We start from the raw sequence: 26,742 nt of genomic DNA on the forward strand, positions 1-26,742 counted from the left end.
CTATAATGCTTAGTATGTAATCTCGTCTCTTTTCAACAAACGGTTGGCTATCAACGCAAGCAGCACGCCAAAGACCACCATGTATATCGCAACCGCCGATCCGTAACCAAAGTTCTGGTCCACCATGGCCTTTTTGTACATGTACGTCCCCAGCACCTCGGTTCCGTTCTGGCCGCTCGTGATGACCCAGATGAACTCGAACACCTTCAACGTACCCGTAATGGCAAGGGTAATGACGACCTTGATGTCACTCATGATAAGCGGAATTGTAAGCATCGTTGTTTTTTTGAGGCCCGTGATTCCTTCCAATTTTGCGGCTTCATAATAATCCGAAGGTATTTTGGACATGGCGGTCAAGAACAGAACGAAATAAAAGCCCACATAATGCCATACCGTTGGGATCGATACCGCTTTAAGCGCATTTTTCGCATCCAGCCACAATACCTTCTCGATGTTGAAATTCGCCAGCAAGTTGTTCAGCAAACCGAAGTTGTAGTTGTAGAAGAGCACAAACAACAAAGAAATAGCCGTACCGGATATAACCACCGGGAAGAAGAATACGGTTCGATAGAACCCTTTCAGCTTGGATATGTTATCTACCAGGACGGCCAGCACTAGCGCAATTCCCACCTGGAACACGATAACATAGAGCATAATTTCCAGCGTGTGCAGCGTTGCAGCGCCAAGCAGCTTATCCGTAACGAGTCTCTCATAGTTTGCCCAGCCCACAAACTTTTTGTCGAAAAAGCCGCTTGTGCGATAAAAGCTGAGATACAAACTCTTGAAGAACGGATAATATAGAAAGATTGTCATGATGGCCGCTGCGGGTAATAAAAACAGCACAATGTACTTGCGATCACCCTTCATATTAATCACCCTTGATGTTTATTTTTCTTCATCGTCCATGCCGAAATGACTACGCCGCCCGAATGAAAGCAGAGGGGCGGCGTACGTCACTTTTATTTCTACCGTTTCTGATAACAACTATTTTTTGTTGGCATCCTCGGTTTTCTTCGCTTCTTCGATCGCTTGAGTAGGAGTTTTCTTGCCTTCCACTACAGGCTGAACGCTGGCACGAAGGTTACCGAACGTTTCTTGCGAAACTTTACTGTCAACCGGTGCGCTGATGGAGGCTGCTTTTGCTGCCATAGCGAAGCCGTCGAGTGCGACTTGCGGCAATCCAGTCACTTCAACGTCAGCAGCAGGTGTACCGCCGTTAGCCGAAGCGATTTTTTGAATGGACGCCGGGGAAGTCAGGTGTTTCAGCAAAGCAATGGCTGTTTCTTTTTTGGCTGCATCGTCATAGGTGGCTTTGGAGAGGTAGAAGCCGGAACCGAATCCGCCTACGATATCATTGCCGCTGCCCACGCCGCCAGGAACCGTCGGGAATGGCACAACCGTGGAATTGTCGCGAGTATCGTCGCTCCAGCCGCCGATGGCCCAGGATCCTTCGATGGTCATGGCTGCCAGGCCTTCGCTGTAATAGTTGCCGGACATACTCAGGTCGATTGTTGCGGCATCTTTAGGGAATGCGCCAAGATCATACAATTCTTTCATAGCGGCATAAGCTTTTTCCCAGTTTGGATCGATGCCATCGAGCAGGCCTTTATTTTGTCCTTCAGGACCAGCCGCAGACAAAATGGTATGCTCGATCAGGTAGTGCGATTGGTCAAACGGTACGGACAAAGGAATAATGCCTTTTTCGGACAATGCCTTAACGGCCGTGGTCAGCTTCGCCCAATCGGTTGGGAGCTCCAGACCGTTTTCTTCGAAGATTTTTTTGTTAACGAACAAGCCTTCGTAGAAGCCGGTCAAAGGTGCAGCGTAAATGTTGCCGTCTTTCTGCTTGGCAAGCTCAAGCGCATCCGGAATGAATCCGTTCTTCCAGTCAGCGTCAGCGTCGAGAATTTCGTTCAGCGGCACGACTTTGCCGGCATTGACGAACCCTTCTGCGTCAGCCCCGATGAAGTAGAACAACAGGTCTGGCTCGTTGCCGCTGTTCATATCGGTGTTGACTTTCGTTCTGAAACCGTCATCATTTGCTGACATGGTGTCGTTATCAATCTTTACGTTTGGATGCTCTTTCGTGAATTCATCCAACGCGGCTTGGAAGGCTTCGCGTGCTGCGTCGGTTCCTCCGAAGGTCGAGAACACGCGAAGCGAAACCGGAGCGGCTTCATCCTTCTTCTCTTCCGCCGGCGGAGTTGTTTCCGTCTTCGGCGTTTCTCCTTCAGCGGCAGGAGTGTTGGTGCCACCGCTGTTTCCGCAGGCTGCGAGGAACATGGAGAGCAGCAGCATGACACTCATGAGTAACATGGAAGTCCTTTTCATTTCTAATCCCCCTAAGTATGTTTTCAGAACCTGATGCAAACACTTGCTGTCTACCAGAATTTTATTCCAAGCCCTATTGCTTTCAAAGGGGGACATTCATCTTTAGCAGGGGGAAATATTTCCATGTCAACTTTTCTTCGCACCCTAGCTCTTTTTTTAGGCCATATCATTGTGCTAGGTTAAGGCATAGTTAAGCGGGAACATCGGGGCGGCAAGAGTAACGTAAGTGGTTGGTATTTCCCTATTATGAATTTTTCATATGTTGAATTAATATAATTATTCACCATCGAAACGCTCATGCTCTCTTATTCAACAAAAAAAGACCCGCCATTCGCATGGCCGGCCCTCCCCGGAAACATCATTCCACTTTATCGGTATCGATCTGCCGAAACGCGGCATCCGCGCTCTCATCACGGCAAAAGAGCTTGTCAAGAAATCTTGACAAGCTCTTCCGGGATACCAAGACGGTATTTATTGCGCATCAACCTCATACTCTATTTGGCCTGAATCTCAGATTCTAAGCAAGCCGCGATCTACACTTTACCTACCCAGTCGGATCCGGCAACCTCTCTCCAGCGGCCGCGGATGGATTCGTAAACCTCCTCCGGCAATTTCCCTTTCTCGAGCAGTGCGGCATTTTGCCCCCAACGGTCGGGATTTGCCGTACCCACGATGGCCGTCGCAATGCCCGGCGTGCTTAGGGTGAACCGTAGTGCCGTCTCAACGCCTTGCTGAACGTCAGAGAGGAAATCGTAGTTCAGCTCGCCGAGCCGAACCCAGTAAGGATAGGCATAGTCCCGTTCGCTTAATGTTTCATGCTTCCAGGCTACGTTGGCTACGGGACGTTTGGCAATAACCCCTATTCCCTGCTTCATAGCAAGGGGAATCGTGAGGTCGATCGCCTCCTGGTCCGCAATGTTCAGCGAAGTTTCAAAGCTGTCGAATGCGCCGGTTTGAAGGGCGTACAGTGCATCCGTCGAATCGCCGCTGTAGCCGATATACCGCGTTTTCCCCTGCTCTTTTGCTTTTTTCAGCACCTCGATCACGGCGCCCTGCCGCAGAATTTCCTCAGAGCAGCTGTGAAGGTGTATGACATCAACGTGGTCCACCTGCAGCCGTTTCAAGCTCCGGTCAATGCTTTGCTCAAGCATCACCGGATCCCAATCCGGGTAGTCCAATCCGGAGGCGTGCCCGCATTTCGTAAACAGGTAATAATCATCTCTGCGGCCCGACAGCGCTTTGCCGATCAATTCCTCGCTGTGGCCGTAACATTCCGCGGTATCAATCATGTTAAGGCCTGCGTCAATCGCGCTGTGCAGCAGCCGGTCCACCGTCTTCTGATCCGACTGTCCGATCTCGGCACCGCCGAATCCCAATACACTGACCTGCATATCCGTCCGCCCAAATGCTCTACGTTCCATCGTCCTTCACTCTCCTCCCTATGATTACCATTCTACATTACCCGTTATGGATAATCTTGAAAGCTTTGTTCCGATACAATTGCCAAAGGATTCAAGCACCTGCATCCATGAAAAGAATCCCCAATCAAAATCCATAAATGCTAAGCCCGCCGTCAACCAGCAACGTCTGCCCGGTCATGTAATTGGCGGCTTCGGAAGCCAGGAAAACGACGGGCCCCACCACTTCTTCCAGGCTTCCTACGCGTTTTAGCGGCGTCCGGTCCAGGATAGCCTGCATGTAAGTGTCGTCATTCAGCAGCTTCTCGGTCAGCGGCGTCCGGAAATACCAAGGCCCGACGGCGTTGACCTGGATTCCATACTGCGCCCACTCCATCGCCAGCACCTTGGTCATATGGATTAGAGCAGCCTTGGTCGATCCATAGACAACGCCCGTGCGTAGGGCGGTATGGCCGCCTACGGAAGAAATGTTGATGATTCTTCCATTCCCCTGCTCCTTCATATAACGGGCAGCGGTTTGAGATGCGACAAACGCCGATTTCAAATTGGTCTGCACGATTAAGTCCCATTCGTCATCGGTCACTTCCAGCGCCGGCGTACGAATGTTCATGCCGGCATTGTTCACCAATATATCGATTTGCCCCGCCTGGTCCACAAATTCGCGGATCGCCGCCTCCATCTCTTCCCGAATCGTCAGATCGCCCGGCAGCACATAGGCTTGACCTTTCTTCAAGCCGGCAATTAGACCCGCGGTCTCCTCCAGATTGCTTCGGGTTCGGGACATCAGGCCAATGTCGCATCCAGCCTCCGCCAAGCCTACGGCTATCGCGCGCCCGATTCCCCGCCCCGCCCCTGTTACAAAGGCTTTTTTTCCTTCCAGATTAAAGCTGGGCAAATACATTCGAATCCCTCCAAGTTATAGATATGCAAACAGCTCAGGTAATCAGTTGAAACACGTCAAAAGTTGATTTCATGCTGACTTACTAGGAATTGAAATATTGAGACGGATTTAAACGAACCGGGGCCACGTATTCCTCATAACGCCCGCCCGTATAGGACTCGATGACTTTTCGCCAAAAAGCCTGGGCCGGTATATTGCTGCTGACCTGCGTCACCTTCCAGCGTCCCTGGAAATGATCGAACAGCCAGGTCGCCGCCCAAGTCCCCAATCCCGTACGTCTGTATTTTTGCATAACGAAAAATTCCGTCATGTAATAGTCGGCTTCCGCGGCGTTGTCCATACGCTCGATCAAGGCAAAACCGGCCGGCCGTTGATCAAACGTAATCAGAAACGGATATTTCCGTTCCCGCTTTTTCCAGAACTCATCGAGATCGGGATAGGGTAAAAACAATCCTTGATCGTTCACCGAGATATCCAGGTATTTAGTAAAATCGTACAAGTACAGTTGCATCAAGTTTACGATAACGGCTTGCTTCCGTTTGGGAACCAGCTCAATTCCCATGCGCTCCGCTCGTTCTGAAATCATGCTGCCGCCTCCCTAGGCATTTCACTATCATATCAAATGCTTCCCATCTTCATCATAGTATCCGTCTATGTTGAAACACAAGCGCCATCGGATCGAGGAGACGATCGTGTGAGGCATTAAGCACGACGGACTTTCCATATGTTACACTAGTATATAATGACAGCGATTATCGCTATAAAGACAATCATTCGAGGTGGAACATGAATATACAAAAAGATATCGACCGCGCACGACTCGATGAGAAAGCGCCGGCCATGCCTTGGTTTGTGCAGCAATTTATCGACTACAAACTTCCGGATCTCTCCCCCTCCACCCTGCTCGAATATGTAAGGGACTATGAAACGTTTTTTAATTGGCTCCGGTCGGAAGGGCTGTCACAAGCCGCCTCTAACCGAGACGTGACGCTGCTTGAGCTGGAGACCCTTCGCATGGACAGCATCACAGGTTACCGATTATATTTGACCACGCGCCGGGAAGGCACCAACTCCCGAATTACGGTTTCCCGCAAGCTGTCATCGCTTCGCTCTCTGTTCCATTATTTAAGCCAGATTGCGGAGGATGAGGATTTTTACCCGCTCCTTAAACGCAACATCATGGCCAAAGTGGAGATCAAACGGATTCACAAGCCCAAAGATACGGCTGCCAAGTTGAAAGGAAAAATACTGGAAGAAGAAGAGCTTCAGGATTTCATCACTTACATTCACGAAGGATACGGGCACGATGTGGAGAATAACAAACAGGCTCTATACGCGCATGAACAGAACAAAGTCCGAGATGCCTGCATTGCCAGCCTTATTCTAAACTCGGGTCTTCGCGTATCCGAAGTGGTCAACTTGAATCTTGCAGACATCGACCTGAACAATAAAATGCTGCATGTGTATCGTAAGGGCAATAACGATGAAACCTTTAAAACCCCGGTCTACTTCCGGGCGCAGGCCAAAGACGATCTCGAGCATTATCTGCAGCTGCGGCAGACCCGCTACAAAGTGCCGAAAAAAGAAAAAGCTCTCTTCGTCGCGCTGCGCAACGGCCAGAATGAAGGACAGCGCATGACGAAACGGGCGATTCAGGCAATGATCATCAAATACGCCAAGCGTTTTGGCAAGCCGTCCCTGACCGTGCACAAGCTGCGGCACTCGTTTGCAACGGATTACTATCTTCAAAATGACATATATAAAACGAAAGAACAATTGGGGCACGCTTCCACCGAAACGACTGAAGTGTATGCCCATTTGACGGACAAAACGATGTCCGAGGCGATTGAGAGGCGTTCCGACGAGTAATTATGGTTTTTTACAGTGATAGTATAAGCGACGCGATCCGCTCCGTCTCATTCCAAGTAAACAAGGGAACCGCCAGCCGATGCTGAATCTCCTGCAGGCCGGGCGGTTCCTTTAGCATGTCGGGATTCACGACGATTCCCCGGATCTCCTCGACCTGATCCAGCAGCCCCCTGTCCTCCATTCCCCGCAGCAGCACCAGTTTTGGGTGAGGCATCATTTTATACCCTTCGACCAGCACCATGTCATAATCAGTGTACATATGTATCAACGTATCGAGGTCCAGCTCCGTTTCCCTCAGCATGGCCGTCCGGCCCGGCGAGGCAATGGCAATCCCCTCGGCTCCGGCCTCGCGGAATTTGTAAGTATCCGTCCCTTCGCGGTCCATATCAAAGCCATGCCCATCATGCTTGATGACGGCTATCCTGATGCCCTGTCGTTTCAATTGCGGAATCAGAGACGCAATGAGCGTGGTTTTGCCGCTGTTCTTATACCCGCAGAACTGGAAGACCTTCATGACCAACCCCCTGGAAGAACGAGCACCTGCACGGCTTGGCCTTTAACCGCTCCTCTAAGCTCTGGCGGTATAACAATCAAACAGTCGCTGTCCTTGATCGTGATCATGACACTCGATTCATCCAGGGCGGCGGGCGTGGCTACAAGTTTGCCGTTTACCGCTTGGAGGCTGCCCCTGACAAAACGGGTAAAATTATTCACCTTTGCATAATCCGAACCCAGCTCGGCTGTCCATTCGGTTAAATACAACTGCTCCATGCCCAGCATTTTTCGAATCGAAGGTCTGACAAACAACAGAAATCCGACAAAGCATGCCCCCGGATTACCGGAGAGCGCGAAGAGCAGCTTCCCCTCCTTCACCGCCGCGGTTGTCACGCTGCCCGGACGCATCGTGACTTTATTAAACAGCATGTCCAATCCGCCGGATGTCACCAGCTCTCCCATAATATCGTAATCGCCTACGGAGACGCCGCCTGTCGTAACCACGATGTCATAATCCCGGAGCGCTTCCTCCACCTTCTGACGGGCAAGCTCGATATGATCGGGAATGGCCTCCATGATCACCGGAACGCCGCCCGCTTCCCGAATTTGCGATGCAAGCATATAGGTGTTGCTGTTACGGATTTTACCGGGCTCAAGCGGCTCGGTTATGTCGAGCAGCTCGGTGCCCGTCGAGAAGATGCCCACGACCGGTTGACGATACACTCCAACCTTATGTATGCCAAACGTAGCCAGAACCGAAATCGCTCCCGGCCCGATGCGAGTCCCTCGGCGGAGAATCATATCGCCTTCCTGGAGTTCGAACCCGAGAGGGGTAATATTCTTTCCCTTCTCGATGGAACGCTTAAAGCCTACATAGGTTACGCCATCCTCCACGCGAAGCTCCGTCGCTTCAAGCATCACGACAGCGTCCGCGCCTTCGGGCACCTGGGCGCCCGTCATGATACGGGAAGCCTTGCCTTGTACGATCGGCACGGAGGAGACATATCCGCACGGGATATGGTCGACGACCTCAAGCCAAACCTTTTCCCCCTGATCGCATGGCGCCAAATCCGCTGACGACACCGCATAACCGTCCATGCCCGAACGGGCAAAAGCCGGGAACGGGTGGGGAGCGACGACATCGGATGCAAGCACCCGGCCATCGCTGTCCTGCAGCCGAATGAGCTCCTCCTGGCCGCAATCCGCATAAGAAGTTGCTAACGCTTGCGCGTCTGATACCTGTAGTGCACGCCGATCGAATTTATGGTTTGGCTTCTTGGGCGATATCGGTTCATGATCTTTCACAACGCATTCCTCGCTTTCTGACTATATCCCAGACTGATAATCTTACTGTACTACATTCCGAGCAATCTTCAAACCGAGCGGCTGATCTCCAAGAAATCGCATGTACGTATCTGACGGTTGTATATTTTCGTTTCGAAACATTAAAAAACGCATGGCCCTTAGACCATGCGCATGAAACGTAATTGTTTTACCTTCGGCCCCTTCGGGAAATTTTTCCGGATCCGATCCGGGTCTTGGGCTTCTTGTACGATTTCTTCGGCGAATCGAACAAACTTCCGCCGCTTTCGCCGCGTTTGATCGAGCCGCGGTCACCGCTCGAATCCGGATTCCGTCTGAACAGGCTTCCGCCCGTGCCGACCGTATCCTGACCGCGCCGCGTAATTTTCCCGCTCCGGTCAACCGTCAACGGCGGAGCGATCTTCTTATCTTGGCTTGTCGGCTTTTTATAGTTCCCTTGAGCCGGTTTATACACATCTTTGCTGGTATAGCCGCGATAGCCCCCGCCGCCCATCGAATCAAACAAATTCCCGATAAGGACGGCGGTCAAGTATCCCTGCAGGAAACTGGAATCGTAATTGCGCTGAACATATTCCTTGGAATCGATTTCGATCAGCGTATCGGCCGGCTTCTGGGGATCCTGCTGCAAATGGTAATACTCATCGCCATAGACCAAGAACATCCGCTCCGTATCCTCAGGAGAAGATTGATCCGGCGTATTGGCCGCCATGAGCTCGCTCGCCACTTCGGGAACGCTTTTATCAGCTGCCCGATACACGTAGGATGTTGCATTTCCGTCCCGATTGACGGACTCCAGCGGATACGTGTCCTTGATATTCGGCGCTCCGCATCCGCTTAATAAAGATACGAACAGACTCAGTACCAGTATGATTTTTACAGATAAAAAAGAGCGTTCCTTCATGCCACCACTCCTAAGTCGCCCGGATAACCCTTACGTCCCCCGGTATCACTTTCTCGCCTTCATAGAGCATAAACCGTCCATTCTGCCATTCGATTCGCAGCAGCTTGTAATCATCCGATTGGTACTGCCATACGTGCTGCTCCCCGCTTTGCATAAACGCGGTACGGCCGGATATCGAAACATGTCCACCGTATTCCTCTTCCAAATGAAACACATGATCGTCCAGATCGATGATGGACGGCACCTCATCCGGCGAATCCAGGCGTCCATCGATGGGCGCGTAGAGTGCATATTGAACCGTCTCGCGTTCTTCGATGTGAAGATAAGCAATGGTGCTGCCATCCTGAAGCGTCAGGACGACCGCGTTGCGGCCTCGATTGTGCACGCGGCCCGTGACTTCGTAAGTAACCAGAGACACTTCGCAAATATCGCCCGGAGCCAGCTGCAGCATGCTCTTCTCTACCTTTGGCGGCTCGGGCTTGCTAAATAAATTGCTGATTCTTTTCCACATACTCATCTTTCCTAATCCCCTATCTCCATTATGCGTTCTATAAGCAAGCGGTAATAATTAACGCTCCGACCACATGCAGCGATCCTGCAAACAAACCGTAACCGGTTTTGCCCTCGCGGGTTCCCTTATCCAGGTTCAGCTTGCCAAAATTGCGCAGCATGAGCTCTGTCAACGCTTCGAGAACAAACAATATGATAAACGAAACGACCGATACCACAATCGCCTCCAGCAGGTGATAGGACGTTCCGATCGACACGGATAAAATATACCCTTGGGCGACCAGCTTGAGGATCAGCCTTGTGGTTACCGCCATGTTACCTGCTTTCACTTCTTCAAGATCGTTATATTTCGTGAACAGGGAATCCACGAACATCAATACAAACAACAGCAGCCCGCCGACCGCCGTCCAAAGCAATACACGCAAGATCATATCAAAATCCATCTCTAAGCCTCCACACATTCAACATACATATCAACTTGCCCTGATCAGACTGCTTCAATCGAAGATAGACAACCTTAAAGGGTAGTCCCGTATATATCCGGTATCAAACAAAAGCGAAGGAGAAGCACAGTAGTATTCAGCCCTGCTGCGTCTCCCTCGCCATCGATACTATTTATCTGTCAGACCACCAGACCCGGATTACTTGTTCTCGTATTGCTTCATCAAGGCTGCAAGCTCATCCTCAACGGCTTTGTCCTTGCCGAGGTTCTCGAACTCTTCATCGAGGGATTTCTCGCGCGTCGACATTTCGTTGCTTGCTTCGGCACGCGCTTCCATGGCCAGCATCTTTTCTTCCATCCGCTTCAACCCGGCGGAAGCCGTGTCAGACCCGAAACCGTTCATTGCTTTGTTGATCTCGGTTTGCGCTTTAGCCGCATTATAACGGGCAACCAGCGTCTCGCGCTTGTTCTTCATCGCTGTAAGCTGCTTGCGCATTTCCTCCAGCTTGCCGCGCAGGTTGTCGGCTGCCAGCTTGTTCTGATCGTAGCTTGCTTTGTACTCGTCGCGCTTGGCTTCAGCTGCCTTCTTCTCTTCCAGCGCACGACGGGCAAGTTCAACGTTTTGCGCCTGCGCTGCCGTATGAGCCTGCTGCGTGCGTTTTTCCACGAGAGCAGCTTGCTCTTCATAAAGGGCTTTGAAGCGTTTCTCGATGGCGATTTGGGCAGCTACCGCCTTCTCGGCATCCTCAAGGTCTTCGGTCATATCGCGGATGTACTGGTCCGTCATCTTGATCGGGTCTTCAGCCTTGTCGATAATGGCGTTAATATTGGACATGGTCAAGTCACGCAATCTTTTAAATATGGACATCGTTCTCTTCCTCTCGCTTTCGCTTTAAAATACTGGTATATGTTAAATGTTTACGTTGCATGATCCCAAACGGTTTCAAAATTTTTTTAGTGGTTGATAAAAGTCATCTTGGGATCACCTTATCGGTGCTGAAATCTGAATTTTGAACACGCACTGATTCTTAATATCCACGTTCATACTGCTTCGGAACTTTCTGTTCTTCATCAAGCGCTTTGGCAGCATGAACCGCCCAGTACGGATCCCGCAGCATGCCCCTTCCGATCGCTACCATATCCGCCTTGCCCGACAAAACCACCTCTTGGGCGACATTGTAATCATCAAGCAGCCCTACTGCAATCACGGGGACCTTCAGCAGTTGTTTGAACTCCGCAGCCAGATCGACCTGATAACCCGGCTTCGCTTCCGGACCGCCATTGGAACCGACGACCCCTTCTCCTCCGGAGGAGATATGAAAAATATCGACCCCGGCATCCCGGTATCGTTTGCAGATTTCCGCACAATACTCCACATCATAACCGCCGTCCACATATTCTTTTGCAGACACCCTCATGATGATCGGCATGCCTTCGGGCAGCACTTCCTTAACGGCCTGGACAACCCGTTCACCGAACAGGGGGAGGTCTTGGCCATATTCGTCACTGCGTTGATTCGTCAGCGGCGAATGAAACTGATGGATCAGGTAACCATGCGCGCCATGAATCTCAACCGTGTCGAATCCGGCTTCAACAGCCCGGCGAGCTCCTTCCCTGAAGGCCTGTATGAGATCTTCCACTTCGGCAGTGGAGAGTGCCTTCGGCATTTTGTAATGGGAACTGAACGGGATTGCCGACGGGGCTACCGACGGCTCGGCATCCTGCGCCTTTCGGCCGGCATGGCCGAGCTGGATACCAATCTTGGTTCCATAAGAATGCACGGCTTCGACAATACGGCGATAGGCAGGAATTTGATTGTCGTCCCAGATCCCGGTATCCTGATTGGTTATGCGTCCGTCCGGGTGAACGCCTGTCATTTCCACAATAATTAAGCCAGTGCCTCCCACGGCACGGCTGACGTAATGCACAAAATGCCAATCATTCGGAATCCCGTCCCCGGCCTTTACGGAATATTGACACATCGGTGGCATAACAATGCGGTTCTTGAGGGTCAAATTCTTGAAATTGTAGGGTGTAAACAAGTCAGCCAAGCGATTATCTCCTTCCACATCCAAATGATTAAGATGTAATAAAATCTGTTAGGGGTTATTATACACCTTTCCGAGGGAAAACTAAAAACCGTCGAATTCCCATATTGAGGATAATTGTTTGTCCAACTGGGCATACCATACTAAAAAGCTAAAGGGGCCGATCGTGATGTTCAAAAGATGCCGCGCAGGAATCTGCCTGCTGTGGATCCTTTCATTCTTTTTCGTTGTGCCGGGCATCCCGGCAAACGCGTCCGGTTTACATAATCTGTCACCACAACCTCAGGATGCTTCCGTCATGTCGGAGTCCGGCCAAGTCATGGATCATTCGAAGCGAAATCAGAGCAAACCATCAGACGACGCGCCGTCTTTAAGCCAATTGCTGAGGAAATACCCGGACACGTTTCGCGCAAGCGGACCACGGGTCAAACAGGTGGCGCTTACCTTTGATGATGTACCGGATCCCCGATTTACCGGAAAAGTACTCGATGTGCTGAAGGAACAGCAGGTGAAGGCCACCTTTTTTGCAGTAGGAGACCGTGCCAAGAAACACCCTGAGCTCATGAAACGCATTCATGAAGAAGGACATGCTATTGGCAATCACTCTTACAATCACGCCCAACTGAACAAGCTGAGCCTGGAGAAATTCAAAAGCCAAATTGAGCGTACCAACACGATTTTGAAGTCGCTGACCGGAGTCGACCCGCGGCTGATCCGACCGCCTTATGGCGATATTAATGAAGAGCAGCTCCAATGGGCGCGCAAAAACGGGTACAAGGTCGTGAATTGGAATGTCGATTCCCTCGATTGGAAAGGACTGCAGAAGGAAGAGGTCAAGAGTAATATTATGACTGCGGTCGGCCCGGGATCGATCGTTCTCCAGCATGCCGGCGGCGGCGTGGGATCCGATCTTACCGGTACCATCGATGCGCTCCCGGACATCATAACGGAACTGCGAAACAAAGGGTACAGTTTCGTAACGCTTCCGGATATGTTAAACGTGCCGGAATCGCGATAGAGCCTGCATAAACGCCAAAAAGACGGCTGACTGGAAGTTGACCAGTGAAGCCGTCTTTACGATTCATCATGATATATGAATTAATCGATAATGAACAATTTGATATCCTGGATGCCGAATTGATTTACGGATGATTGGGAGCCTGGGATGAAGATATCAATCTTATTCCCTTTTATGGCTCCGCCGATATCACGTGCTTCTGCCACAAATGCCTTTTTAGGCAATCCTGGATGCTCATGTCCTGTTACAAGGACCTTGGTACCGAGCGGAATTACCTTGGGATCAACGGCGATGGTGCCAAGCTTAAGGGAATTCCCGAAATAGTCAACCGCGCCCCAACCGCCATTCTCGCTTGCAGCAGAGGAATACGCAGTAGCTTTTACGGATAAAGTTTTGCTGTAATTAAACGTCTTGCCCCATGCTTCGACTACGTTATTCTGCGGGATAACATTCAAGCTTGGCGTGAAACCGGAGTTTCCTGGAGCGATTGGCGCCGCGGATGCCGCCGAGTTCATCGATACCGTCCCTGGTATGTTGATTTTGAGCCCCTGGTAAATATTCGTTGCCTTTATTGTTGGGTTAGCTTTCATCAGCTTGTCCATATTAACGCCGTACTGTTTGGACAAGAAATAGAACGTATCGCCGTTCTTAGCAACATGCACGGAGCTTGCATGTGCTTGCAGCCCGCCTCCGGCAAAAGTCAGTCCGAGTGCCATGGCTGTAACAGTAAACCATTTTGCTGTTCTTCCAGCGATTTTATTATTTTGGTTAAGTCCACGATTTCTTGTCCAAAATTTCATTTGTCGTAACATCTAGAGATGCCTCCCTTATATGTAGCTTGGTAAATCGGATGTAGTATGTCAACGAACATGAATATATCACAATTTTGTAACCTATACCGCAAGCAATTGTTACCAACACACAAAGAAAAACAGCGCCGCTGCCTGAAACACCAGGCTAGGCGCTGTTTTTAATTTGTTACATTCCGGATGAAAAAGTTACAATACCTTGCTTAAAAACTCTTGCGTACGGGGATGGGTCGGATTGCCGAACAGTTGGTCCGGCGTGCCTTCCTCCACGATTTTGCCGCCGTCCATGAACAGGATCCGATCTCCCACTTCGCGGGCGAAGCCCATCTCATGGGTCACGATGACCATCGTCATTCCGCCTTCGGCAAGCTTCTTCATCACTTCCAGAACCTCGCCCACCATCTCGGGATCGAGTGCGGAGGTCGGCTCGTCAAACAGCATGACATGGGGCTGCATGGCGAGTGCTCGCGCAATGGCAATTCTCTGCTTCTGTCCGCCGGACAGCTGGGAAGGATAAGACTCCTTTTTGTCCTGCAGTCCAACCGATTTCAGCAGCTCGTCTGCTGTAGCCTCGGCTTCCTTCGCCGAAACCCCTTTAACTTGGATAGGGGCGAGCGTAATGTTATCGATGACCTTTTTGTGCGGAAACAGGTTAAACTGCTGAAACACCATGCCCATTTTCTCGCGGGTGGCATTGATATTGTGGTTCTTGGCGGTGATCAGCTCACCCTCGAATGAAATTTCGCCGCTGGTCGGCACTTCCAGCAGATTGAGACAGCGCAAGAAGGTGCTTTTACCGGAGCCGCTCGGTCCGATGACAACCACCACTTCTCCTTTTGCAATCTCGATATTGATGCCCTTCAGTATTTCCAGCTTGCCAAACGATTTATGAAGATCCTTAACGGTTATCACTTGCACTCAACTTCCTTTCCCAGACACCCAGAAGCTTCGAAAGAACGAATGTCAGTATAAAGTAGATCATGGCCGCCACAAGCAGCGGATTCAGCGGGGCAAAGGTTGAACCGCGCAAAATCTGGGCTTGGTACATAATATCGAATACCCCGATGAACGATACGATGGACGATTCCTTGATAATGACAACGAATTCGTTACCGATCGCAGGGAGTACCCCTTTCAGCGCCTGCGGCAAAATGATATGACGCATGGCTTTGCCCTTGGTCATCCCGAGCGAGCGTGCGGCCTCCAGTTGTCCCCGGTCCACGCCCTGAATGCCTGCGCGGAATATTTCTGCCAAATAGGCAGCGCTGTTGATGGAGAGCGTCAAAATACCCGACTGGATCGGTGAGAATTTAATATCAAACGCCGCCAAGCTGTAATGGATAATAAACAGCTGGACCAGCATCGGCGTGCCGCGGATGATTTCAATATATGCGGTAGCCAAGAACTTAAGGATTTTTACGCCGGACATCCGCATTAACGCGATAATCAATCCGAGAATGAATCCGAAAAATACGCCGAGGGCCGAAATAAGCAACGTAAATTGAATGCCTTTGGCATAATAGTCGCGATATTTCCAGAAAAATTCAAAGGTATTCAAGTTCTCTGCGGTTCGTCCTGCAGCCAGATCGCTGGCATCGTCGACAAATTTCTGGATCTGGTTATTTTCTTTTAAGCGCTCGAGCGTAGCATTAATGCTGCCAAGCAGCTCCTCGTTTCCTTTGCGGACCCCGATGGCATATGCGTCGTTCTCCGCCGTCGGCTTGGCATCCGTGATGGCCATGGTCGCTTCATTCATGTTGGTCTTTGCGATCGGATACTCCGCAAGGACGACGTCCACGCGCTCGGATTCCAGCTGCAGCAGCAAATCCGGGATTTTATCGAGCGATACTACATTGGCATTCGGTATCGTTTTTGCGATGGATTCCTGAATGGAGCTTTTCTGAACCCCGATCCGGGCTCCTTCCAGGCTTTCAAGCGTGTTGAATTTCAAGGCGTCTTCCTTGCGGACTACGACCGATTGTTCCGCAGCGTAATAAGGTTCCGAGAAATCAATGCTTTTTCGGCGGTCTTCCGTCGGATTCATGCCCGATATGACGAAATCCACGCGGCCGCTCGTCAGCTCTGGCAAGAGCGCATCAAAGGACGTATCCTTGATAATGAGCTCTGCGCCAAGATCCTTGGCGATTTCCTTCGCGATATCGATATCAAATCCGACGATGGTATCCACGCCATCTATCGTTTTATGGAACTCATATGGCGCATAGTCGGCACTGGTTCCGAGAATTACCGTTTTCTTCTCGCCCTCCGCATGGACGAGGCTGCCGAAAGACAGCACGACCACCATGAACAGGGTCATCCACGCTGTAAATTTACGTTTCATATGTCTCATTTCTCCCCTAACTGTTACAAATAGATTAAACCTTTAGAAAAAAAGCAACTGAGTCATTATAAAACAGGATGCATGAATATGCAATGAAAATTGATGGGTTTTCAATTTGTAACTTACAGGCAAAATCAACTTGTAGTATTTCATTCCACTATTTTAATACAACGGTCAAATCATCATACCCTTAAAGTGATCATGTCACACATGATTCAGTTTGTGGAATATAACTAATTATTAAAATAATCAAGCGGGTTTGAATCCATTCTATTCCTAAAATAAATGGAATTTAATGTTTAGATTTCATCCTATCCGCAAGCTTCTCCTCTCCCTACATTAAAATGTAAACACGGGACTTTAGAATTATCCAAAATAGGAATTAAAGATATGGAATATAGGAAGGGAACGGACGGATGCATAATCTATCGGCTGCCTTCCCATCTTATAGAAGCGCATGATTTCGGTCCATCTACATTGCAAGCCGCCTGTCTCATTCACCGCATGATTCAGGCAAGCCAGCAGCTGGTTATTAATTAGCTATAGCTTTACTCATATAGGAGGTGTAACCATGCTGTTAGAAGCGCTGTATCATGTTCCTAGAGATAAATGGGCTTATGCTTACGATACACACACCATTCATCTTCGGATTCGAACCAAGAAGAACGACATTGATTCAGTTGTTGCCATGACGGGCGACAAATATGATTGGGACCGTACGTACTTCGAGATCACCATGGAAAAGGCCGCCTCTGACGACATGTTTGATTACTGGGAATGCGGAGTCAGGCCCAAATACAAAAGGTTGTCATACGGATTCCGGATTCATGCGGGAGATGAAACGGTGTATATGGTCGACAGCGGAATCGGATGGGATTACCCCTATCCGCCGGCAGGCTACTTTGAATTTCCGTACATACATGAAGTCGATGTATTCAAAGTACCGGAATGGGCCAAAGAAGCCGTATTCTACCAAATCATGACGGAACGCTTTGCCAACGGGAACCCGGCCATCAGTCCTGACGGAACAGAAGCCTGGGGCGGCAAGCCGGAGGTGGACAACTTCTTCGGCGGTGACCTGCAGGGCGTGCTGGATCACCTGGATGATCTGGTTGACCTGGGCATTAACGCCATATATTTTACCCCCCTCTTCCTCTCCCCCTCCAATCATAAATACGACACGGTAGATTATAAGCAGGTGGATCCGCACTTTGGCGATAACGAACTGTTGAAAAAGGTAGTGGATACTTGCCACGCAAAAGGCATTCGTGTGATTTTGGATGCGGTATTCAATCACTGCAGCGAGGAGTTCCCGCCCTTTCAGGACGTCCTGAAGCATGGCGAGAAGTCCAAATATGCCGGGTGGTTTCATGTGAACCGGTTTCCTTGCGAGATCAAGGACGGCATACCGACATACGACACCTTCGGCTTCTTCGGAAACATGCCGAAATTCAATACTGCCAATCCCGAAGTCAAGGCGTACTTGCTGGGCGTCGCCGAGTATTGGATTAAGGAGATCAAGCTTGACGGCTGGCGTCTGGATGTCGCGAATGAAATCGACCATCATTTCTGGCGGGATTTCAGGCAGGTTGTCAAGAAGGCCAACCCCGAGGCATACATCGTAGGCGAGGTTTGGTCCGACTCGTTGATCTGGCTGCAAGGCGACCAGTTCGATTCCGTGATGAATTACCCTTTTGCCGATAAGGTGCTGGAGTTTTTCAACGGCAACATGGACGGACTCACCTTCGCCAACCGCATCGGCTCGATCCTGATGCGTTATCCGCAGCAGACGAACGAAGTGGTCTTCAACCTGCTTTGCAGCCACGATACGCCCAGGCTGCTTACCCGCGTGGGAGAAGATATCCGGCGCATGAAACTCACCGTCGTATTCCTGTTCACCTTCATGGGCACGCCGTGCATCTTCTACGGGGATGAAATCGGCTTGACCGGGGATGGAGACCCGGATTGCCGCAAATGCATGGAATGGGATCCCAAGAAGCGAAACCAGGAGCTGTATGCATTTTATCAAGGCATGATCGCGCTGCGGAAAGAGCATAAAGCCCTCAGGCAAGGTCGCTTCCGCTTCCTGCAGGCGAATCTTCATGATCCTTGCATCGTGTACGAACGTGCCGACGAAACCATGCATTTTATCGTCTGGATCAACAACAGCGACTCGAAGCGTACCCTATCGCATCCCATCGTCACGACCGATTGGATCGATGCCGAAACCCAAGAACCTGTAAAACCGGTAAACGGTACGATGCATATCGATTTGGAACCGTACGCGTATCGCATTTTATGCCGGGAATTGAAACATTAGCTTCGATCATATTCAGACAGCACAGGGGTGCCCGGATAGCTTGATATTCCTTCGCTATCCGTGCACCCCTGCGTCATGAAAGACATGGTTATTATCGGCTGGTGATCTGTTGATAGATTTCCTGATATTCCTTTGCCGAAACGTTCCAGCTGTAATCCCCGCCCAGTGCGTTCTTGCTCACTTTACGCCAGTGCTCGGGCATTCGATACATGGAGGTCGCGCGGCGGATGGTGTTCATCATGTCATGCGCATTGTAATCCTTGAAGGAGAAGCCGTTCCCTTCGCCCGTATACTCGTTGTATGCCTGAACCGTATCGTTCAGTCCGCCCGTTTCTCGGACAATGGGTACGCTGCCGTACCGCATGGCGATCAGCTGGCTGATGCCGCACGGTTCGAATTTGGAAGGCATCAGGAACAGGTCGCTGCCGGCATAAAAACGCCGCGATAACGGCTCATTGAACCGGATCTGGGCCGACATTTTGGTGGGATAGCGATTTGCCGCTTCCCTGAACCAATGCTCATAGGAAGGATCTCCCGTTCCCAGGACAACGAACTGAATCTCATCATAGTAGAGCAGCTCATCCAGAATGCGGATAACCAAATCGAGTCCTTTCGAATCGACCAATCGCGTTACCATCGACATCAACGGAATATGCGGCGCCACGGGAAGATTCAGCTCTTCCTGTAAGGCGATTTTGTTCTGCGTTTTTTTGTTCAGTCCGCTCCGGAACTTCATGGCGAGATGCGGATCTGTCGCCGGATTGTAGCTTTTGGTATCAATGCCGTTCACAATCCCGCTCAATCTCGAGCCCTGGGCCGACAGAAGTCCGTCAAGTCCGTATCCGTAATAACCCGTCTGGATTTCCGTGGCATAGGTTGGGCTGACCGTCGTTACGTGATCTGCGTAAACGATGCCCGCTTTCATGAAATTCACGTTTCCGTAATACTCCACGCCTTCAGCCGTGAAATGCCGGCTGTGAATGCCGAGCAGATCAACCAGCACCTCGTACGGGTATACGCCCTGATACAGCAGATTATGGATCGTGAACACGGTTCGAATCCCCGCATAGAAGGGATCATGACGATAGACGTCTTCAAGAAGCAGCGGAATCATGGCGGTATGCCAGTCGTGACAGTGCAGCACATCCGGCTGGAATCCGATTACCGGCAGCACCTCAAGCACGGCACGGTTGAAGAAAGAGAAGCGTTCGCCATCGTCCATGTAACCATAAATGCCGTCTCGGCCAAAATAGTACTCGTTATCCACGAAATAGATCGTTACGCCGTCTTCCACCAGGGACTCGATGCCGCAATATTGCTCGCGCCAGCCTACCCGCACCCGGGTTTCTCCCACATGCTCCATTCGCTCTCTGTATTCTTCCGGAATGCCGCGATATTTCGGCAGCACGACTCGAATATCCTCGCCCATGCCGCGAAGGGATTTAGGCAAAGCAGCGATCACATCCGCCAGTCCGCCTGTCTTGATGTATGGTCCGCATTCCGAAGCTGCAAATAACAATTTCAATCCTGCTTCCCCCTTTTGCTCCGTATCGTTTTTTGTTCTGTTTTCTCTCTTGCCGCTGCCGCCTTCAGCGACGCGTCCGATCGATCTTGCGATTTCCTCGATCGAGGCGGCTTTTTCTTTAAAACAACCATGCCTAATGGAGGCAGTTTGATCTCCAGGCTGTGGGTTTGGCCATGCCAGGTCTTCTTCTCCGCTTTCATCTCACCGTCGTTCAGCAGTCCGGAGCCGCCGTAATCGGCATGATCGGAATTCAGAATTTCCACATATTGCCCCGCTCTCGGCAAACCGACCCGATATTGGTCATATGCCTTCGGCTGAAAATTAATGACGATGATCAGCGTATCGCCGGGCTTGGTGCCCATTCTCATATACGATACGACACTCTGCTCATGATCATCGGCGCTGAGCCATTCGAAGCCTTCCCATCGGTGATCCTGCTCCCATAGCGCCTTTTCATCCACGTACATGCGGTTTAGAGCTGCCGTATATGCCAACTGCTTGCGGTGGCTTTCATAGTCCAGCAGCAGCCAGTCGAGCTGCTCCTGATCCTTCCATTCGATAAACTGGCCGAACTCTCCCCCCATGAACAGCAGATTCTTCCCGGGCTGGGTGATCTGGTATCCAAGCAAAATCCGCAGACCCGCAAACTTTTGTTCGTAGCTTCCCGGCATTTTATTAAGCAGCGATTTCTTTCCATGGACGACTTCATCGTGTGAAAGCGGCAATGTAAAATTCTCCGAATAGGCATAACAAATGGGAAATGTCAGTAAATTATGATGGGTAGGCCGCTGATCGAACTCTTGTTCAATATAAGACAGCGTGTCGTTCATCCAGCCCATATTCCATTTGTAATTGAAGCCAAGACCCCCTTCATGCACAGGTGCCGTAACCCCCGCCCATGCGCTCGACTCCTCGGCCATCATCAAGGCATTCGGGTAATATCGAAACACGGCTTTATTCAATTCCTGCAGAAAGGATATCGCCTCAAGGTTTTCCAAGCCTCCGTGCTCGTTAAGGCTGTACTGACCCTCACGCTTCTCAAAATCAAGACGGATCATGCTCGTCACGGCATCAACGCGAAGACCATCAATATGATACATATCCATCCAAAATAAGGCATTGGAGATGAGGAATGAAATTACCTCCGGCTTGGCATAATCGAAAGACAATGTTCCCCAGCCAGGTTTCTCGGCTTTTTGGGGGTCTGCATACTCATAAAGAGGCGCCCCGTCAAACTGCCGAAGCCCGTGGGCATCCTTGGCAAAATGTGCGGGCACCCAGTCGAGCAGCACGCCGATGCCGGCTTGGTGCAGCTGGTCGACGAGAAACATGAAATCATGGGGAGTTCCGTATCTGCTCGTCAGCGCATAAAATCCGGTGCCCTGATAGCCCCACGAAAGATCGTAGGGATGCTCCGCCAAGGGCATAAATTCTACGTGGGTATAACTCATTTCCTGCAAATAAGGAATCAGCTGATCGGCCAATTCCCGATATGTAAAGAACGAACCGTCCTCTTTTTGCCGCCAGGTCCCGAAGTGCATTTCATAAATGTTCACCGGCTTGGCATATGGGGATTTGTTCTTCCTTCTCCATGCGGCATCATTCCAGCGATATCCTGAGAGGTCGGTCACCACCGATGCCGTCGCAGGTCGTACTTCGGCATGAAATGCATAAGGATCGGCCTTTAGGAACGTTTCTCCGAAGGGCCCCGTGATCTGATATTTGTAAAAAGTTCCAGTCTCCATCCCAGGGAAAAACCGACTCCAAATTCCCGAATCGGGCATCCTATATAACGGGTCTTGGGAACCATCCCAGCCGTTCCAGTCTCCGGCAAGTCCTACCTGCCTGGCATTCGGAGCCCACACCGTAAAACGCACGCCTCTTTCTCCTTCTTCTGTGGCAAGGTGTGCACCCATACATTGGTAACTGTGAAACCAGGTACCCTCATGAAATAAATACACTTGTTCCGGAGTCATGTTTCCTTCCCTAACTGCTTGGTTCAATCGTCGTCACCTGCTTTTTCTTAAAAATGCAATATTATTAATGCTATTACCCCATTCTAACCAGGTTGAAAATAAAAAATGTCCCTGAAAAATAATTTTGTAATTTTCAAATTACTTTTTCAATATAATCGTTTCAAACCCCGGGAATGTCGTTTATGTAATGAACAACGTGAAAATACATTGGGAGGGAAACGTGATGAAGAAAAAAGACTGTATTGCTATGCTTCTGGCGGGTGGAGAAGGTAAACGATTGGCTCCTCTTACGTCCAGGCTGGCAAAACCCGCCGTTCCGTTTGGCGGACATTATCGTATAATCGATTTTCCTCTCAGCAATTGTGTAAACTCCGGAATCGATACGGTTGGAGTGCTTACGCAATATGAGGCAGAATCATTACACGAACATATCGGCGAAGGCGAACCCTGGGGATTAACACATACAGGACGTGAAGGCATTGCCCTTCTTCCATCCAACAGCACACACCAAGACGGGTACTTGGGAACGGCAGATGCTATTTATAAAAACATTCAATACATCGATGATCAAAATCCAGAGCATGTGCTCATCTTGTCCGGGGACCATATTTACCAGATGGATTACCGGGAAATGCTTGAAGCCCATATGAAGCAAGGGGCTCCTGCCACGATCTCCGTGATGGAAGTACCATGGGAAGACGCCAGCCGATTTGGCGTCATGAGCGTTGACGATAATCTCAATATCATTGAATTTGCCGAAAAACCGGCAGAACCGCAAAGCAATCTTGCCTCCATGGGCATTTATTTGTTCCGTTGGGACTATCTGAAGCAGCACCTGATCGAAGATGCGTCTGACCCGAACTCCAGCCATGATTTCGGAAAGGATGTCATCCCTAAGATGCTGTCCGGAGAAGAGTCGCTGCTAGCATTCCGCTTCCAGGGCTACTGGCGCGATGTCGGCACAGTAGAAAGCCTCTGGGAAGCCCATATGGATGTGCTTAGCCAAAATGAGCTCGTCCTTGAGAGAGCCGACTGGCCTATGTATACGCGTGCTTGGAAAACCAAGCTGTCAGCAGCACGTACCCGAAATGTGGAGCATACGGACTGCCTGATTCATGACCAATGCACCTTCGAAGGAAAAGCCAAAAGCTCCGTCATCTTCTGCGGATCAGAAATCGGCAAATACTCCATCGTGAAGGATAGCGTGGTCATGCCGAATGCCAAAATCGGCAAAGGCGTCCATATCGAGCACGCCATCATCGGGGAAGGTGCAGTGATCAAGGACGGAGCCGTTGTGAAAGGGGCTCCCGGCAATGTCGTGGTCGTAGGACCATACGAGACGGTGCTTCCGAAACCAACGGTTCGTACCCAGCCGGCCCGGCTCCTTCAGGATGTATACGAAAAAGGACGCTTGCGTGCAAATGTCTCTTCATCCTGAACGAATGTCATGAACAGAATAGAGCCCTGAGAATTTCTTTCAGGCCATTAACACAAAAAAGCGATCCGTAGCGGATCGCTTTTTCTCATGTATCGTGCCCTGCTGACTTTGTCTAAGCGCATGCGACGGAGGTTCGAAACTTTAAGATCAAGAAACAAAATTCTTTTCATATAAATTCACGATGCGACCGCCCATATCCTGCTCGGCCACGAATTGAAATCCCTGACGCTGGTAAAATCGATTCAGCGTTGGCAAATGGGATACGCAATCCAATCGGAAGCCCCGTTTCCCTTTGGAAACCAAATACGATTCCGCAAAGGAAATCATTTTGTTCCCAAGACCCAGCCCCCGATAAGCGAAGCGTACGGTCAGACGATGCAAGTAACCGTAGGACGGATCGTCCCGCTTTCCCCAGTAGTCAGGGTCCCCGTACTGCAGCGTAAACATGCCGGCCGCCTTATCTTCATGCCACAGGATGAATACTTCACGCTCTTCCAGGTACTGTGTCATTAGGTCCAGGGAAAAAAGCGAGGGACTCCACTGCTTGCGCCCTTGCTGCTCCATCACCTCGGCCGCCTCCGTTAGAAGCGCAAGCATCTCTCCTGCGTGCACGACTTCTGCCCTTCGTAGTTCAAACCGCCCCTGCTCCGTTGAAAACATTGCTGCGGATTCCACTCCTGTTCTCCCCTCCTCTATAACATAACCCCACAAAGTGGAGCCTGTGCTCCGATGCATATTCCAATTACTTTGCGGGGACCCCAAAACAATCCCCCACAAAGTGGAGACTATGCTCCGAGCTTTATTCCAATTACTTTGCGGGGGACCCAAAAACAATACCCCACAAAGTGGAGACTATGCATCGATCTTAGTCCAAATACTTTGCGGGTGTAAAGTTGAGAAAAGCTTTGCCGGATTGCCGGCAAAGCTTAGGCCATCGGCCCGGCTGCGTCATCCTCACCGTTCTCCAACCCGCCGGCCATCGGTATTTTCCCCTCAGGCAGCGGCAGCTTGACGATCACGGCTGTTCCGTGCCCGAGCTCGCTTTCCATTTCCATCGTGCCCCCGTGAAGCTCAACGAGCTGCTGCGTGATCGCTAATCCCAGTCCCGTTCCCCCGTTAAGTGGATTCACCTGGAAGAACCGATCCTTTACCCGCCGAAGATGCTCGTCCGAGATGCCGATCCCGTGATCTTGTACGGTAACGATAACAAACTTCTCTTCCATCGCGAAGGACAGGTTGATTACCCCGTTCTCATGCGAGAATTTAACCGCGTTGTCCACGATATTCAGGAATACCTGCTTCAAGCGGTTGACGTCCCCATAGATAATCGGCTTCTCGTCGGACTCCAGTTTGATCTGAACGCCCTTCTTCTCGGCTTTCGTCCACAGATTGAGCATGATCTCTTGCAGCAGCTCCCGTAAATTCACGATGCCCTTCACCAGCTTCATCTCATTCTGCTGGAGCTTGGAGAAATCCAGAAGCTCTTCGACAAGGCCGATCAACCGGTCGGTTTCCTTGGAGATGATCTGCATTCCGATTTTCGTTTCTTCCGGATCGTAGCCGCCGGAGTCAAGCGTTTCGCTCCAGCCCTTGATGCTTGTGAGCGGCGTTCGCAGCTCATGCGAGATCGAGGAGATAAAGTCGTCCTTCACCTGATTGCTTCGCACAATCTCCTGCGCCATGTAATTCAAGGTCGACGAAAGCTCGCCAAGCTCGTATTTGTAGTCGCCCTTGATCCGCACGTTGAACTTGCCTTTGGCCATCTGAGCGGACACCGTGGTAATGTTGTTGAGCGGCTTTACGATGGAATTGGCCAGCCCGATGCTGAAAGCAAGCACGATCGCCAGAACGGCCGCCCCGATGCTGACGGCAAACAGCGTCATTTTCATCAGCTTGTCGTTTACGTATTCCAGCGAAGTCACGTAACGGAGAATATACGTATTTTCAAAACCGTTCGAAACGGACTGGGACACCGCCATCACGATCTGGCCCGTGCCTTGCTGTTTGCCGATCCAACGGCTCGTATTGCCTGCAAGCGCTTGGGTGACATCGCTGGTCTTGATGGTCTGCTCTATTTCGAAGCCGGTCGAAGTTGAGAGTACTTGCCCAGCCGGGTTCAAAATTTGAAGCTCCGTATTATACAGTTCAAAATGGCGAACCATTTCGCTCAGCTGATTGACGTTGTCCGACGAGGTCAGTCGAAAGGGCTGATAGAAATCGTTGGCTGTACGGATATGGTTCACCATATGGTTGTACACCGTATCGTAATAATACGATCGTAAAGCGATTAGAAAAATAACCTCAATCAGCAGCAAGGCGATGAACACTACCAGGAAGTAGTGCAGCACGATTTGCCGCCGAATGCCTTTTTTGATGATCATTGTCCCTGACCCTTCCATTTATAGCCGTGTCCCCATACCGTCTGGAGGTATTCCGGCTCGGAAGGATTGCCTTCGATTTTTTGGCGAAGTCTCCGAATGTTCACGTCCACGATTTTGGGATCGCCCATATATTCTTTGCCCCATACGTGATCAAGCAGCACATCACGGCTAAGCGGCGTGTTTTCTTTTTCCAGGAAGAACTGGACCAGCGAGAATTCCGTAGGCGTCAGCTCCACCGGCTGCCCGTTCTTCTTGAATTGCTTGGAAATCAGATCCAGCGTGAACGGACCCGATTGGAAGGATACCTTGGCGGCACCCGCACGCTGAACGTTCACCCTGCGCAGAAGGGATTGCAGCCGGGCGATCAGTTCCGTCGGGCTGAACGGTTTGCTTACGTGGTCATCCGCTCCGACGGATAGGGCATACACTTTGTCCTGCTCCTGAACTTTTGCCGTCAGGAAAATAATGCCGATCCGCTCGTTCGTTTCCCGGATTCTGCGGCATACTTCAAAGCCGTCGATTCCCGGAACCATGACGTCGAGCAAGGCGATATCGATGTCTGGCGTCGTTTGCAGCAAGCGAAGGGCCTCATTGCCGTTCTCGGTCTCCAGCACCTCAAAGCCGTTCCGTTTCAGATTAATTACGATAAAACTGCGAATGGATTCTTCATCTTCTAATATGAGCACTTTACTCAAG

General features: G+C 50.6%; 24 protein-coding genes. 4 read left to right on the forward strand and 20 right to left on the reverse strand.

The features are described from left to right. Nucleotides 1-9 precede the first annotated feature (9 nt). The 5 genes from JNUCC32_RS12930 to JNUCC32_RS12950 form a co-directional block, all read right to left on the reverse strand. Nucleotides 10-867: a carbohydrate ABC transporter permease gene (locus JNUCC32_RS12930; protein ID WP_009589479.1), complete on the reverse strand. Its 858-nt coding sequence runs from the start codon at nucleotides 865-867 to the stop codon at nucleotides 10-12. A gap of 117 nt (nucleotides 868-984) precedes the next feature. After that, a complete protein-coding gene (locus tag JNUCC32_RS12935) occupies nucleotides 985-2,331 on the reverse strand; it encodes an ABC transporter substrate-binding protein (protein ID WP_192572320.1) in 1,347 nt (448 codons plus the stop codon). Between the two features lie 533 nt (nucleotides 2,332-2,864). Then, nucleotides 2,865-3,752: an aldo/keto reductase gene (locus JNUCC32_RS12940; protein ID WP_192572321.1), complete on the reverse strand. Its 888-nt coding sequence runs from the start codon at nucleotides 3,750-3,752 to the stop codon at nucleotides 2,865-2,867. A 124-nt stretch (nucleotides 3,753-3,876) separates the two neighbouring features. Next, nucleotides 3,877-4,650: an SDR family NAD(P)-dependent oxidoreductase gene (locus JNUCC32_RS12945; RefSeq protein ID WP_192572322.1), complete on the reverse strand. Its 774-nt coding sequence runs from the start codon at nucleotides 4,648-4,650 to the stop codon at nucleotides 3,877-3,879. An 82-nt stretch (nucleotides 4,651-4,732) separates the two neighbouring features. Further along, nucleotides 4,733-5,236, reverse strand: coding sequence for a GNAT family N-acetyltransferase (locus JNUCC32_RS12950; protein WP_192572323.1), 504 nt, complete (start codon nucleotides 5,234-5,236; stop codon nucleotides 4,733-4,735). 200 nt (nucleotides 5,237-5,436) lie between these two features. Between JNUCC32_RS12950 and xerS the strand changes: the two genes are divergently transcribed. Then, nucleotides 5,437-6,519 (forward strand): tyrosine recombinase XerS, encoded by a 1,083-nt coding sequence (gene xerS / locus JNUCC32_RS12955; protein ID WP_015734723.1) that lies wholly within the window; start codon nucleotides 5,437-5,439, stop codon nucleotides 6,517-6,519. Between the two features lie 10 nt (nucleotides 6,520-6,529). Here xerS and mobB read toward each other — a convergent pair whose 3' ends face one another. The 7 genes from mobB to JNUCC32_RS12990 all read right to left on the reverse strand — a co-directional run bounded on the left by mobB (nucleotide 6,530) and on the right by JNUCC32_RS12990 (nucleotide 12,241). Continuing rightward, entirely contained in the window at nucleotides 6,530-7,033 is a 504-nt protein-coding gene (gene mobB, locus JNUCC32_RS12960) for a molybdopterin-guanine dinucleotide biosynthesis protein B (protein WP_192572324.1), read from the reverse strand. Continuing rightward, nucleotides 7,030-8,319, reverse strand: coding sequence for a molybdopterin molybdotransferase MoeA (locus JNUCC32_RS12965; RefSeq protein WP_192572325.1), 1,290 nt, complete (start codon nucleotides 8,317-8,319; stop codon nucleotides 7,030-7,032). The genes mobB and JNUCC32_RS12965 overlap by 4 nt, the downstream gene beginning before the upstream one ends. A 187-nt stretch (nucleotides 8,320-8,506) precedes the next feature. Continuing rightward, nucleotides 8,507-9,238: a DUF4247 domain-containing protein gene (locus JNUCC32_RS12970; protein ID WP_015734720.1), complete on the reverse strand. Its 732-nt coding sequence runs from the start codon at nucleotides 9,236-9,238 to the stop codon at nucleotides 8,507-8,509. Between the two features lie 10 nt (nucleotides 9,239-9,248). After that, nucleotides 9,249-9,755, reverse strand: coding sequence for a DUF4178 domain-containing protein (locus JNUCC32_RS12975; RefSeq protein ID WP_009589430.1), 507 nt, complete (start codon nucleotides 9,753-9,755; stop codon nucleotides 9,249-9,251). A gap of 31 nt (nucleotides 9,756-9,786) precedes the next feature. Continuing rightward, nucleotides 9,787-10,191 (reverse strand): DUF350 domain-containing protein, encoded by a 405-nt coding sequence (locus JNUCC32_RS12980; RefSeq protein WP_009589371.1) that lies wholly within the window; start codon nucleotides 10,189-10,191, stop codon nucleotides 9,787-9,789. A gap of 198 nt (nucleotides 10,192-10,389) precedes the next feature. Beyond that, nucleotides 10,390-11,058 carry a PspA/IM30 family protein gene (locus tag JNUCC32_RS12985; protein ID WP_009589445.1) on the reverse strand — a complete coding sequence of 223 codons (669 nt, stop codon included), beginning with the start codon at nucleotides 11,056-11,058 and terminating at the stop codon, nucleotides 10,390-10,392. Nucleotides 11,059-11,218: 160 nt separating this feature from the next. After that, entirely contained in the window at nucleotides 11,219-12,241 is a 1,023-nt protein-coding gene (locus JNUCC32_RS12990; RefSeq protein WP_036665360.1) for an NADH:flavin oxidoreductase/NADH oxidase, read from the reverse strand. Nucleotides 12,242-12,407: 166 nt separating this feature from the next. On the opposite strand from JNUCC32_RS12990, the gene JNUCC32_RS12995 reads away from it, so the two are divergent. Next, nucleotides 12,408-13,256, forward strand: a complete 849-nt coding sequence (locus JNUCC32_RS12995; RefSeq protein ID WP_192572326.1) for a polysaccharide deacetylase family protein — start codon at nucleotides 12,408-12,410, stop codon at nucleotides 13,254-13,256. Between the two features lie 80 nt (nucleotides 13,257-13,336). Here the strand turns inward: JNUCC32_RS12995 and JNUCC32_RS13000 are convergent, their stop codons facing one another. From JNUCC32_RS13000 to JNUCC32_RS13010, 3 genes are all read right to left on the reverse strand, one after another. Continuing rightward, a complete protein-coding gene (locus JNUCC32_RS13000; RefSeq protein ID WP_192572327.1) occupies nucleotides 13,337-14,068 on the reverse strand; it encodes a 3D domain-containing protein in 732 nt (243 codons plus the stop codon). 186 nt (nucleotides 14,069-14,254) lie between these two features. After that, nucleotides 14,255-14,977 (reverse strand): amino acid ABC transporter ATP-binding protein, encoded by a 723-nt coding sequence (locus JNUCC32_RS13005; protein WP_192572328.1) that lies wholly within the window; start codon nucleotides 14,975-14,977, stop codon nucleotides 14,255-14,257. Further along, nucleotides 14,964-16,406, reverse strand: coding sequence for an ABC transporter substrate-binding protein/permease (locus JNUCC32_RS13010; RefSeq protein ID WP_036665363.1), 1,443 nt, complete (start codon nucleotides 16,404-16,406; stop codon nucleotides 14,964-14,966). The genes JNUCC32_RS13005 and JNUCC32_RS13010 overlap by 14 nt, the downstream gene beginning before the upstream one ends. A 571-nt stretch (nucleotides 16,407-16,977) precedes the next feature. Here JNUCC32_RS13010 and JNUCC32_RS13015 point away from each other — a divergent pair. Beyond that, on the forward strand, nucleotides 16,978-18,726 hold the full coding sequence (locus tag JNUCC32_RS13015) for an alpha-glycosidase (RefSeq protein WP_192572329.1): 1,749 nt from the start codon (nucleotides 16,978-16,980) through the stop codon (nucleotides 18,724-18,726). Between the two features lie 91 nt (nucleotides 18,727-18,817). On the opposite strand, the gene glgA is transcribed toward JNUCC32_RS13015, so the two are convergent. Both glgA and glgB read right to left on the reverse strand, forming a co-directional pair. Further along, complete coding sequence (glgA, locus tag JNUCC32_RS13020; RefSeq protein WP_096773407.1) at nucleotides 18,818-20,251, reverse strand: glycogen synthase GlgA; 1,434 nt, start codon at nucleotides 20,249-20,251, stop codon at nucleotides 18,818-18,820. Next, complete coding sequence (gene glgB / locus JNUCC32_RS13025) at nucleotides 20,248-22,227, reverse strand: 1,4-alpha-glucan branching protein GlgB (RefSeq protein WP_192572667.1); 1,980 nt, start codon at nucleotides 22,225-22,227, stop codon at nucleotides 20,248-20,250. Before glgB ends, glgA begins: the two co-directional genes overlap by 4 nt. A gap of 223 nt (nucleotides 22,228-22,450) precedes the next feature. Here glgB and JNUCC32_RS13030 point away from each other — a divergent pair, with 223 nt between their 5' ends. Then, the gene (locus tag JNUCC32_RS13030; protein ID WP_096773405.1) at nucleotides 22,451-23,665 is read left to right on the forward strand and encodes a glucose-1-phosphate adenylyltransferase; all 1,215 of its coding nucleotides are present in this window, start codon (nucleotides 22,451-22,453) and stop codon (nucleotides 23,663-23,665) included. Between the two features lie 147 nt (nucleotides 23,666-23,812). Here the strand turns inward: JNUCC32_RS13030 and JNUCC32_RS13035 are convergent, their stop codons facing one another. The 3 genes from JNUCC32_RS13035 to JNUCC32_RS13045 form a co-directional block, all read right to left on the reverse strand. Then, nucleotides 23,813-24,340 carry a GNAT family N-acetyltransferase gene (locus JNUCC32_RS13035; RefSeq protein ID WP_192572330.1) on the reverse strand — a complete coding sequence of 176 codons (528 nt, stop codon included), beginning with the start codon at nucleotides 24,338-24,340 and terminating at the stop codon, nucleotides 23,813-23,815. 251 nt (nucleotides 24,341-24,591) lie between these two features. Further along, nucleotides 24,592-26,046: a sensor histidine kinase gene (locus JNUCC32_RS13040; RefSeq protein ID WP_015734708.1), complete on the reverse strand. Its 1,455-nt coding sequence runs from the start codon at nucleotides 26,044-26,046 to the stop codon at nucleotides 24,592-24,594. Then, on the reverse strand, nucleotides 26,043-26,741 hold the full coding sequence (locus tag JNUCC32_RS13045; protein ID WP_009589197.1) for a response regulator transcription factor: 699 nt from the start codon (nucleotides 26,739-26,741) through the stop codon (nucleotides 26,043-26,045). The genes JNUCC32_RS13040 and JNUCC32_RS13045 overlap by 4 nt, the downstream gene beginning before the upstream one ends. Nucleotide 26,742: the final 1 nt, after the last annotated feature.

The sequence above is a fragment of the Paenibacillus sp. JNUCC32 genome (assembly GCF_014863545.1).
In the GTDB taxonomy this organism is placed as follows: domain Bacteria; phylum Bacillota; class Bacilli; order Paenibacillales; family Paenibacillaceae; genus Paenibacillus_AQ; species Paenibacillus_AQ lautus_A.

Bases quoted from the DNA above. Each gene is read 5' to 3' on its own strand.
- JNUCC32_RS12930 (WP_009589479.1), bottom strand. From the start codon at position 867: ATGAAGGGTGATCGCAAGTACATTGTGCTGTTTTTATTACCCGCAGCG.
- JNUCC32_RS12935 (WP_192572320.1), bottom strand. From the start codon at position 2,331: ATGAAAAGGACTTCCATGTTACTCATGAGTGTCATGCTGCTGCTCTCC.
- JNUCC32_RS12940 (WP_192572321.1), bottom strand. From the start codon at position 3,752: ATGGAACGTAGAGCATTTGGGCGGACGGATATGCAGGTCAGTGTATTG.
- JNUCC32_RS12945 (WP_192572322.1), bottom strand. From the start codon at position 4,650: ATGTATTTGCCCAGCTTTAATCTGGAAGGAAAAAAAGCCTTTGTAACA.
- JNUCC32_RS12950 (WP_192572323.1), bottom strand. From the start codon at position 5,236: ATGATTTCAGAACGAGCGGAGCGCATGGGAATTGAGCTGGTTCCCAAA.
- xerS (WP_015734723.1), top strand. From the start codon at position 5,437: ATGAATATACAAAAAGATATCGACCGCGCACGACTCGATGAGAAAGCG.
- mobB (WP_192572324.1), bottom strand. From the start codon at position 7,033: ATGAAGGTCTTCCAGTTCTGCGGGTATAAGAACAGCGGCAAAACCACG.
- JNUCC32_RS12970 (WP_015734720.1), bottom strand. From the start codon at position 9,238: ATGAAGGAACGCTCTTTTTTATCTGTAAAAATCATACTGGTACTGAGT.
- JNUCC32_RS12975 (WP_009589430.1), bottom strand. From the start codon at position 9,755: ATGAGTATGTGGAAAAGAATCAGCAATTTATTTAGCAAGCCCGAGCCG.
- JNUCC32_RS12980 (WP_009589371.1), bottom strand. From the start codon at position 10,191: ATGGATTTTGATATGATCTTGCGTGTATTGCTTTGGACGGCGGTCGGC.
- JNUCC32_RS12985 (WP_009589445.1), bottom strand. From the start codon at position 11,058: ATGTCCATATTTAAAAGATTGCGTGACTTGACCATGTCCAATATTAAC.
- JNUCC32_RS12995 (WP_192572326.1), top strand. From the start codon at position 12,408: ATGTTCAAAAGATGCCGCGCAGGAATCTGCCTGCTGTGGATCCTTTCA.
- JNUCC32_RS13000 (WP_192572327.1), bottom strand. From the start codon at position 14,068: ATGTTACGACAAATGAAATTTTGGACAAGAAATCGTGGACTTAACCAA.
- JNUCC32_RS13010 (WP_036665363.1), bottom strand. From the start codon at position 16,406: ATGAAACGTAAATTTACAGCGTGGATGACCCTGTTCATGGTGGTCGTG.
- JNUCC32_RS13015 (WP_192572329.1), top strand. From the start codon at position 16,978: ATGCTGTTAGAAGCGCTGTATCATGTTCCTAGAGATAAATGGGCTTAT.
- glgB (WP_192572667.1), bottom strand. From the start codon at position 22,227: ATGACTCCGGAACAAGTGTATTTATTTCATGAGGGTACCTGGTTTCAC.
- JNUCC32_RS13030 (WP_096773405.1), top strand. From the start codon at position 22,451: ATGAAGAAAAAAGACTGTATTGCTATGCTTCTGGCGGGTGGAGAAGGT.
- JNUCC32_RS13040 (WP_015734708.1), bottom strand. From the start codon at position 26,046: ATGATCATCAAAAAAGGCATTCGGCGGCAAATCGTGCTGCACTACTTC.